The organism is Kitasatospora humi (assembly GCF_020907985.1).
Lineage (GTDB): Bacteria > Actinomycetota > Actinomycetes > Streptomycetales > Streptomycetaceae > Kitasatospora > Kitasatospora humi.
Genome location: NZ_JAJJPA010000070.1, coordinates 21,558 through 27,884, shown reverse-complemented (window position 1 = coordinate 27,884; position 6,327 = coordinate 21,558). Strand labels below are relative to the sequence as shown.

Below are 6,327 nucleotides of genomic sequence, written 5' to 3'. Positions count from 1 at the left end.
ATGAGTGCGTCGACTGCGGTGCCTGTGAGCCGGTCTGCCCGCAGGGGAGGCGCCCTCCGCCGTACCGAACCGTCAGCCGTACCGGCACGTCAGCCGCGGCGGAACGTCAGCCGCGGCGGTGCCGGCCGCCGCCGGACTGCACCGGCTCACCGCTGCGGCCCGCGCCGGTCACGGCCGCGCCGCCGGCCTTGCGCTTCTTCCGCTCCCGGACCACTTCGAGCAGGATCGGCGAGATCGACAGCAGGATGATCAGGGCCATCGCCGGGATCAGGTACTTGTCGATCACCGGGGCCATCGAGTCCCCGAAGAAGTAGCCGATGCAGAGCATCACCTCGGTCCAGATCACGCCGCCGAGAGCGTTCCAGACGAAGAACTTCCCGGCCGGCATCTCCAGCATGCCCGCCACCGGGTTGAGGAAGGTCCGCACGATCGGGATGAAGCGGGCCATCACCACGGCCTTCTCCGGGCCGAACTTGGCGAAGTACTCCTCGGCCTTCTCGACGTACTCGCGCTTGAAGATCCGCGACTCCGGCTTGTCGAAGAGCTTCGATCCGGCCTTGGCGCCGAGCAGGTGGCCGAGCTGGGCCCCGGCGATCGCGCAGATCGGCGCGCCGGCGAGCAGCACCCCGATCGGCATCTGCACACCCGGCCCGAAGGCCTTGGCCGCCGCCGAGGAGGCCGCGACACCAGCCAGGATCAGCAGTGAGTCGCCCGGCAGGAAGAAGCCGATCAGCAGGCCGGTCTCGGCGAAGATGATCGCCAGCAGGCCGAAGGTCCCGACCGAGCTGATCAACGACTTGGCATCCAGGAGATTGACCGCTAGGTCGGTAGTGGTAGTCACGGGCGCAGGATAGCGCGGCCGGATGGCGACGCCCGGCACGTCGGGCCCCGGCCGCATGCTGAACCCATAGGTGAACCGGAGGCACGAGTCTGGGAAGATGACAGCGGTGTCCGGCCTGCGGTCGAAGACCACCCTCAATGACTTCGTGCCGCGGCGACGCCGTGAACAAGAGGCGTATCGAGCATCGGACAGCGTCGTCCGATCGCCCCACACCGACAGGAGCGGATTCGCATGCCCATCGCAACTCCCGACGTCTACAACGAGATGCTCGACCGGGCCAAGGCCGGCAAGTTCGCCTACCCCGCCATCAACGTCACCTCGTCGCAGACCCTGCACGCGGCACTGCGCGGCTTCGCCGAGGCCGAGAGCGACGGCATCATCCAGATCTCCACCGGTGGCGCCGAGTTCCTGGGCGGCCAGCACAACAAGGACATGGTGACGGGCGCCGTCGCGCTCGCCGAGTTCGCCCACGTCGTCGCCGCCAAGTACGACATCACCGTCGCGCTGCACACCGACCACTGCCCCAAGGACAAGCTGGACGGCTACGTCCGCCCGCTGCTGGCGATCTCCGCCGAGCGCGTGGCCCGCGGCGAGAACCCGCTCTTCCAGTCGCACATGTGGGACGGCTCCGCCGAGACCCTGCACGACAACCTGGCGATCGGCCAGGAGCTGCTGGCCCAGGCGCACGCCGCCAAGATCATCCTTGAGGTCGAGATCACCCCGACCGGCGGCGAGGAGGACGGCGTCTCCCACGAGATCAACGACTCCCTCTACACCACGGTGAACGACGCCGTCCGCACCGCCGAGGCGCTCGGCCTGGGCGAGAAGGGCCGCTACCTGCTGGCCGCCTCGTTCGGCAACGTGCACGGCGTCTACAAGCCGGGCAACGTGGTGCTCCGCCCCGAGCTGCTGCGCGACCTGCAGGACGCGATCGGCGCCCAGTACGGCAAGAAGGACCCGTTCGACTTCGTCTTCCACGGCGGCTCCGGCTCGACCCAGCAGGAGATCGAGACCGCGCTGGAGAACGGTGTGGTCAAGATGAACCTGGACACCGACACCCAGTACGCCTTCACCCGTCCGGTCGCCGACCACATGTTCAAGAACTACGACGGCGTGCTGAAGGTCGACGGCGAGGTCGGCAAGAAGTCCACCTACGACCCGCGCACCTGGGGCAAGCTGGCCGAGGCGGGCATGGCCGCCCGCGTGGTCGAGGCCACCAAGATGCTGCGCTCCGCGGGCAACCGCCTGAAGTGACCTCGTGAGCCGGACCACGTGACAGACCACGTGAGCCGGACCGCGTGAGCTGAGCGCATGAACCGGGCTCCGGTCGGCACCCGCCGACCGGAGCCCGATCGTTTCCGACAGGTACCCGGACGTTTACGGCAAGCTCCTGAACGGCAAAAATTTCCCCCCGGATCGGTATCGTTTTCGCCGTATCGCCCGGACTGTCACGGTTTTCTCATGGACACGGCGAAGGCTGTCGCTCATGGCTACCACCGAGCTACCGATCGCTGCCGATCCGCCGTCCGTCAGCCGGCCCCGGCGTCGAGCCCCCTGGCGCTCGCCCGAGGACCAGCCCGGCTACGCCCGTCCCGCCCTGCTCGCCATCGCCGCACTGGCGGGCGTGCTGTTCTTCTGGGACATCAACCAGAGCACCTACCACTCCTTCTACGCCGATGCCGCGCGCAGCATGACGGAGAGCTGGAAGGCCTTCGTCTTCGGCTCCTACGACCCGGCCAACACCATCACCCTGGACAAGCTGCCCGGGTTCCTGTGGCCGCAGGCGCTGTCCGCCAGGATCTTCGGCTTCCACCCCTGGGCGCTCACGCTGCCGCAGGCGGTGGAGGGGATACTGGCCGTGCTGGTGCTGTTCCGCGCGGTCCGCCGCTGGGCCGGCGCCAATGCCGGGCTGCTCGCGGCCCTGACGTTCACCCTCACCCCGGTGGTGGCCGGGCTGTTCCGCACCGCGGTCGAGGACCCGCTCTTCACCCTGCTGCTGCTGCTCGCCGCCGACGCCGCGCAGCGGGCCGCCCAGAGCGGCAGGCTGCGGCCGCTGCTGCTGGCCGGTGTCTGGGTCGGAGCGGCGTTCCAGGCCAAGATGCTGGAGGCCTGGGCGGTGCTGCCGGCGCTCGCGGTCGTCTACCTGGTGTCCGCGCCGGTCCCGCTGCGCCGCCGGCTGGCCCGGTTGGGCCTGGCCGGGCTGGTCACCGTGGCGGTCTCGGCCTCCTGGGTGCTGCTGGCCACCGTGACACCGGCCAAGGACCGGCCGTACATCGACGGGACCACCGACAACTCGGCCTACAGCATGGTGGTCGGTTACAACTTCCTGAACCGCTTCACCCAGGTCGGGCTGAACGCGGACGAGACCGGCAGCGTCACCTCCGGCCAGGGCGGCATGTGGGGCGGCGGCCACGGCGGCGGCCAGGGCGGCGGCCAGGGCGGCGGCCAGGGCGGCGCGCCCGCCGGGCAGGGCACCGCTGGGGGCAACCAGGCCGACGGCCAGCAGCACCGCGGCGGCGCCGGCCGCGGCACCGGTGCGGGCCAGGGCACGGGCGCGGGCCAGGGCACGGGTGCGGGCTACGGCGCGGGTACGGCGGGCCAGGGCGGCGCGCCGGGCTTCGGCGGCGGCCAGGGCTTCGGCGGCGGCCAGGGCTTCGGCGGCGGCCAGGGCGGCGCTCACCAGCCGGGCGGCCACCAGGGCGGCCCGGGCGGCAGCGACGGCGGCTGGACCAAGATGTTCGGCTCCCAGTTCGCCCCGCAGACCGGCTGGCTCTACCCGCTGGCCGCCGTCGCCCTGCTCTGCGCGCTGGTCTGGCGGCGCAAGGAGCCGCGCACCGACCGGCTGCGGGCCGGCTACCTGCTCTGGGGCAGCTGGCTGGCGGTGTACTTCCTGACCTTCAGCGCCGGCAGCGTCGGCGGCCACACCTACTACATGGGCGTGATCGCCGCCCCGCTGGCCGCGCTCAGCGGTGCCGGTCTGGTGCTGCTCTGGCGGGCCCACCAGGGCGGTGGGCCGCGGGCCTGGGCGCTGCCGGTCGCGGTGGCCGGCAGCGCGGCCTGGGGCGCCTACCTGACCCACCTCTTCCCGACCTTCCTGCCCTGGCTGGCCCCGGTCACCCTGCTGCTCGGCGCCCTGGCGCTGGTGCTGCTCGGTGCCGGCCGCACCGCCCGGTTCGGCGCCCGCCGACTGGGCCGGCTGCGACTCGCCACGGCGGGGCTGGCAGCCGCACTGGCCGCGGTGCTGCTGGCGCCGGGCGCCTGGGCCGCGTCCGTGCTGGACAGCAAGTACAGCGGCAACGGCGGCATGGGCGCGGTCGGCCCGCAGGCGGCGCACGGCTTCGGCCGACCCGGCGGCGGCCAGGGCCGGACCCGCGGCGGCGCGGCGGACAACCCCGAGCTGGCGGCGCTCATGGCCCAGTTCGGCGGCTTCGGCCAGGACGCCAACGGCCTGAGCAAGTCCCAGCAGCAGATCCTCGCCTACACCGAGGCCCACGCCGACGGCGCCCGCTACCTCTTCGCCACCACCTCGTGGTCGGCCTCATCGCCCTACATCCTGGCCACCGGCAAGGAGGTGCTGCCGATGGGCGGTTTCACCGGCAAGGTGCCGTCGCCGACCCTGCCGCAGTTCCAGGCGCTGGTCCGCAGCGGGCAGTTGCACTACGTGCTGCTCGGCCCGGCCCAGGGCGGCGGTGGCGGCTTCGGCGGGCGGGGCGGCGGCTCCGGTCCGACCACGGCGGTCACCGACTGGGTCCGCAGCACCTGTGCCCCGGTGGCGCCCGGCGACTACGGGCAGTCGGTGGACAACCCGGGCGTCCAGCTGCTCTACCACTGCACCGCATGAGCACGGCAGCGCCGCCGGCTCGCCACCGCCCGGCTGGCAGACTGGGGAGCATGACAGAACGGAAGAACTTGCTCTCGGGCCCGGACCCGACGCTGCTGACCGAGGAGGCGGAGCCGTACCGCCGGCTCGCCGAGGAGTCCGCGTCGCCCACCCAGCTCGCGGCGGACTACCCGTGGTTCTCGCTCGCCTGGGCGATGCTGGCCGACGACGCCTTCGCCGAGGGCCGGGTGGTCGAGTCATACGCCTACGCCCGCACCGGCTACCACCGCGGCTTGGACGCGCTGCGCCGGGCCGGCTGGCGCGGTCACGGGCCGGTCCCGTGGGAGCACCGGGCCAACAGAGGCTTCCTGCGCTGCCTGGCCGCGCTGGCCCGGGCCGCCGAGTCGATCAAGGAATCGGACGAGGCGGAGCGCTGCTGGAAGTTCCTCAAGGACAGCAGCCCCGAGGCCTACGCCGAACTGAAGCAGTAGCCGCCCAACCCGACAGCCCCCTGGCGCCCACGCCGGGGGGCTGTCGTGCGCCTCGGTTCAGGACCTCGCCGGGGGGCTGTCGTGCTCCTCGGCTCTGGACCTCGCCGGGGGCTGTCGCGCGCCTCGGCTCAGGACCTCGCCGGGGGCTGCGCCTCGGCTCAGGACCTCGCCGGGGGGCTGTCGTGCGCCTCGGCTCAGTGCAGCACCGGCAGGAAGGCGCTCAGGTCGCTGCGCTCCCCGCTGGCCGCCACCTCGGCGCGGTCCACCGCCGTGGCCCAGTCCAGTCGACCGGTGGCCAGCCGGATCCAGCCGAGCGGAGCCGTCTCCACCACGTTGGGCGGGGTGCCCCGGGTGTGCTTGGGCCCGGGCACGGCCTGCACCACCGCGAACGGCGGCACCCGCAGCTCCACCGAGCCGCCCGGCACCTGCTCCGCGAAGGCGTCGGCGAGCAGGCGGCTGACCGAGGCCAGCGCGAACCGGTCGTGCGGGAAGTCGGCGAGCTCCAGCGCGTCGGCCAGGTCGTCGGCGTGCACCACGGCCTCCAGCAGCCGGGTGACCAGCAGGTCGGGGAGCGTCATCGAACCCAACCGGAGTTCGACGCGCCGCTCGGCATCCAGCGCCCCGGGCCCGGCGAGCAGCCCCAGCAGGGCGTTCGCCGCCCGGTCGAAGGCCGCCGCCACCTCGGCCGGCGGGCCGGCGAAGGCGCCGGCGGCACGCTCCCGGGTGCCGGCGTCCAGCCACTCGGCCAGCGAGCCGACCCCGCTGACCCAGGTGGTCGGCCCCAGCGCCGCCCGACCCTCCAGCGGCTGACCCAACCGTTCGGGCACCACGGCCAGTTGCCACGCCAGATGGGCCAGCAACTCGCGAACGCGCCAGCCGCCGAGCCGGGTCGGCCGGTCCAGCGACGCGGCGGCCGCAGGATCCGCGGCCAGCCGGTGCACGGCCGCCCGCACCGCCTCGGTCTCGGCGGCCAGCGCGGCCCGCACCTTCGCCGGGTCGTAACTGCGGGCCTTGCGCGTAACCGTCCTCGCCATGGCGGCCAACTTACAGGGGCCGCAGTCTGCCGTTCGAGGCCACCGGGCGGCAGGGGCATGTCCAGCAGGTCGCTCAGCCGCAGGGCCGGCACCTCGGCCCACGGTCCTGGGACCGCACCCGGCGGATCCGGCGCGACGCGT

Annotated in this window: 5 protein-coding genes; 3 read left to right on the top strand and 2 right to left on the bottom strand. The window is 73.0% G+C overall.

What is annotated here, in order from left to right:
• Positions 1 to 106: 106 nt before the first annotated feature.
• On the bottom strand, positions 107 to 841 hold the full coding sequence (locus tag LN042_RS33910; RefSeq protein ID WP_230055295.1) for a DedA family protein: 735 nt from the start codon (positions 839 to 841) through the stop codon (positions 107 to 109).
• A gap of 231 nt (positions 842 to 1,072) precedes the next feature.
• On the opposite strand from LN042_RS33910, the gene fbaA reads away from it, so the two are divergent.
• From fbaA to LN042_RS33895, 3 genes are all read left to right on the top strand, one after another.
• The gene (gene fbaA, locus LN042_RS33905) at positions 1,073 to 2,095 is read left to right on the top strand and encodes a class II fructose-bisphosphate aldolase (RefSeq protein WP_230055294.1); all 1,023 of its coding nucleotides are present in this window, start codon (positions 1,073 to 1,075) and stop codon (positions 2,093 to 2,095) included.
• 232 nt (positions 2,096 to 2,327) lie between these two features.
• Positions 2,328 to 4,682 carry an ArnT family glycosyltransferase gene (locus LN042_RS33900; RefSeq protein WP_230055293.1) on the top strand — a complete coding sequence of 785 codons (2,355 nt, stop codon included), beginning with the start codon at positions 2,328 to 2,330 and terminating at the stop codon, positions 4,680 to 4,682.
• A gap of 50 nt (positions 4,683 to 4,732) precedes the next feature.
• Positions 4,733 to 5,152, top strand: coding sequence for a DUF3151 domain-containing protein (locus LN042_RS33895; RefSeq protein ID WP_230055292.1), 420 nt, complete (start codon positions 4,733 to 4,735; stop codon positions 5,150 to 5,152).
• Positions 5,153 to 5,346: 194 nt separating this feature from the next.
• On the opposite strand, the gene LN042_RS33890 is transcribed toward LN042_RS33895, so the two are convergent.
• Positions 5,347 to 6,186 (bottom strand): sterol carrier family protein, encoded by an 840-nt coding sequence (locus LN042_RS33890; protein WP_230055291.1) that lies wholly within the window; start codon positions 6,184 to 6,186, stop codon positions 5,347 to 5,349.
• Positions 6,187 to 6,327 lie beyond the last annotated feature (141 nt).

What these genes read in the sequence shown, in the direction of transcription:
- fbaA (WP_230055294.1), top strand. Translation starts at nt 1,073, where the DNA reads ATGCCCATCGCAACTCCCGACGTCTACAACGAGATGCTCGACCGGGCC.
- LN042_RS33900 (WP_230055293.1), top strand. Translation starts at nt 2,328, where the DNA reads ATGGCTACCACCGAGCTACCGATCGCTGCCGATCCGCCGTCCGTCAGC.
- LN042_RS33895 (WP_230055292.1), top strand. Translation starts at nt 4,733, where the DNA reads ATGACAGAACGGAAGAACTTGCTCTCGGGCCCGGACCCGACGCTGCTG.
- LN042_RS33890 (WP_230055291.1), bottom strand. Translation starts at nt 6,186, where the DNA reads ATGGCGAGGACGGTTACGCGCAAGGCCCGCAGTTACGACCCGGCGAAG.